Origin of the sequence: Mesorhizobium sp. M7A.F.Ca.CA.004.06.1.1, assembly GCF_003999135.1 — a bacterium.
In the GTDB taxonomy this organism is placed as follows: domain Bacteria; phylum Pseudomonadota; class Alphaproteobacteria; order Rhizobiales; family Rhizobiaceae; genus Mesorhizobium.
The window spans coordinates 1-1,732 of the sequence record NZ_RZPQ01000996.1 but is presented as its reverse complement, the minus strand read 5'-3'; the positions used below and the strand labels follow the sequence as shown (position 1 = coordinate 1,732).

Here is a 1,732-nt window from a genome sequence, read left to right as displayed (position 1 = left end):
GGGCGAACAGGAGATCGTCTCGGAGATCGTGGAATTGATGTTCGGCAAGCAGAAGGATGATCCGGAAGCCGTCGAGCGTCCGGTCCGCACTGCCCGAGCAGAAGCGGCCCCGCTGCTTCAGGTCGCAGATCTGGCGGTCGCGCCGACGGACAATGCGCCGGGCCTGTCGTCGATCTCCTTCGACATCCGCCCGGGCGAGATCCTGGGCATTGCCGGCATCGACGGCAACGGCCAGAAGCAACTGGCGGAAGCGCTGGCCGGCCAGCGTACAGCTGCCGGCGGCTCGATACGGCTGGACGGCGCCGCCATCGAGACGCTGAGCGTCGGCGAGCGCCGCCGGCGCGGCCTTCGCTACCTGACCGACGACCGGCTGGGCGAGGGCACTGTCGGAACCTTCCCGGTCTCGATCAACTTCTTCCTCAAGCAGGTCGGCGCGGCCCCGTTCTGGCGCAACGGCGTCGAGCAGCGCGCGGAGATCGACAAGCGCGCCGCCCAGCTCGTGCGCGAATATGACGTGCGTACGCCGAGCCTGAAGACGCCTGTCGCGCGGCTGTCCGGCGGCAACATCCAGAAGGTGCTTCTGGCACGGGAACTGGCTGAGGGCGCCAAGGTGGTGATCTTCAACAAGCCGACCTACGGGCTCGATCTCGCCAACACTTTGGCGTCGCGCCAGCGCATTCGCGACACGGCGGCGCGTGGCCTTGCGGTGCTGCTGATCTCCACCGACCTCGAGGAATTGCTTGGCATGTGCGACCGCATCGCCGTCATCGCCGACGGAGCTTTGGTCGGCACCGTCGAGAATGCCGACGATGCCCGCACCAAGGTCGGTCGCCTGATGATCGGACTTGCCGCATGAGCATCGACACCGCACCCACGGTCAGTGCCACCGCACTCGATGCCACGAGCGGGGCAAGGACGCGCCGCGACATCGCGCATCGGCTGCTGATGACGCTCGGCCCGATCCTCATCGCTCTCGTCATAGCCGGCTGTATCCTGCTTGCGGTCGGCGTCGACCCGCTCGCCTACTACGGCTTCGTGCTGGAGAAAGGACTGTTCTCGCCGCTCGGCATCCAGCAGACGCTGACGCGCATGGCGCCGCTGCTGTTTCTTGCCGCCGGCCTGATCGTGGCCTTTCGCGCCGGCATGTGGAATCTCGGCGGCGACGGCCAGTTCCTGCTCGGCGCGGTGACGGCGGCGGCCAGCGCTCCTATGTTCGTGCAGGTCATGCCAGCCTGGCTGGCGCTGGTCTGCTCGTTCCTCATCGCCATGGTGGTGGCGATGATCTGGTCGCTGGTGCCGGCCCTGCTGCGTGCCTATCAGGGCGTCAACGAGATCATCACCACGCTGATGATGACGTTCCTCGGCACCTCGCTCGCCAATGTGCTGGTCAAGCTGGCGTTTCGCGACCCCAACACGACCGTGCCGCAGACCCGTACGCTGCCGGTGGAAGACCGGTTGCCGCGCCTGTTCGAAACGACCATCACCAGCGGCTTGCTGCTTGGGCTGGCGGCGATCGTCATCGTGCATCTGGTGATGACGCGCACGGCGTTCGGGCTGAAGCTGAGGATCGTCGGCGCCAATCCACGCGCGGCGGTTCACTCGGGACTCGGTGTCCCCGGCCTGACCGTCGCCGTCTTCGCCATTTCGGCCGGGCTGGCCGGGCTTGCCGGCGCCGTCGACATCATCGGCGTCCAGGGCAATGTCCGCGCCGACTGGAATCCCGCCTATGGGC

The 1,732-nt window shown here is 67.1% G+C and carries 2 protein-coding genes; both read left to right on the top strand.

The window, feature by feature from the left end; genetic code table 11:
- Window positions 1-856, top strand: an 856-nt coding sequence (locus tag EN906_RS33110; protein ID WP_127375720.1) for an ATP-binding cassette domain-containing protein, incomplete at its 5' end; no start/stop codon positions are given.
- A partial coding sequence (locus tag EN906_RS33105; RefSeq protein ID WP_164777567.1) for an ABC transporter permease occupies window positions 853-1,732 on the top strand: 880 nt, incomplete at its 3' end. The genes EN906_RS33110 and EN906_RS33105, both read left to right, overlap by 4 nt.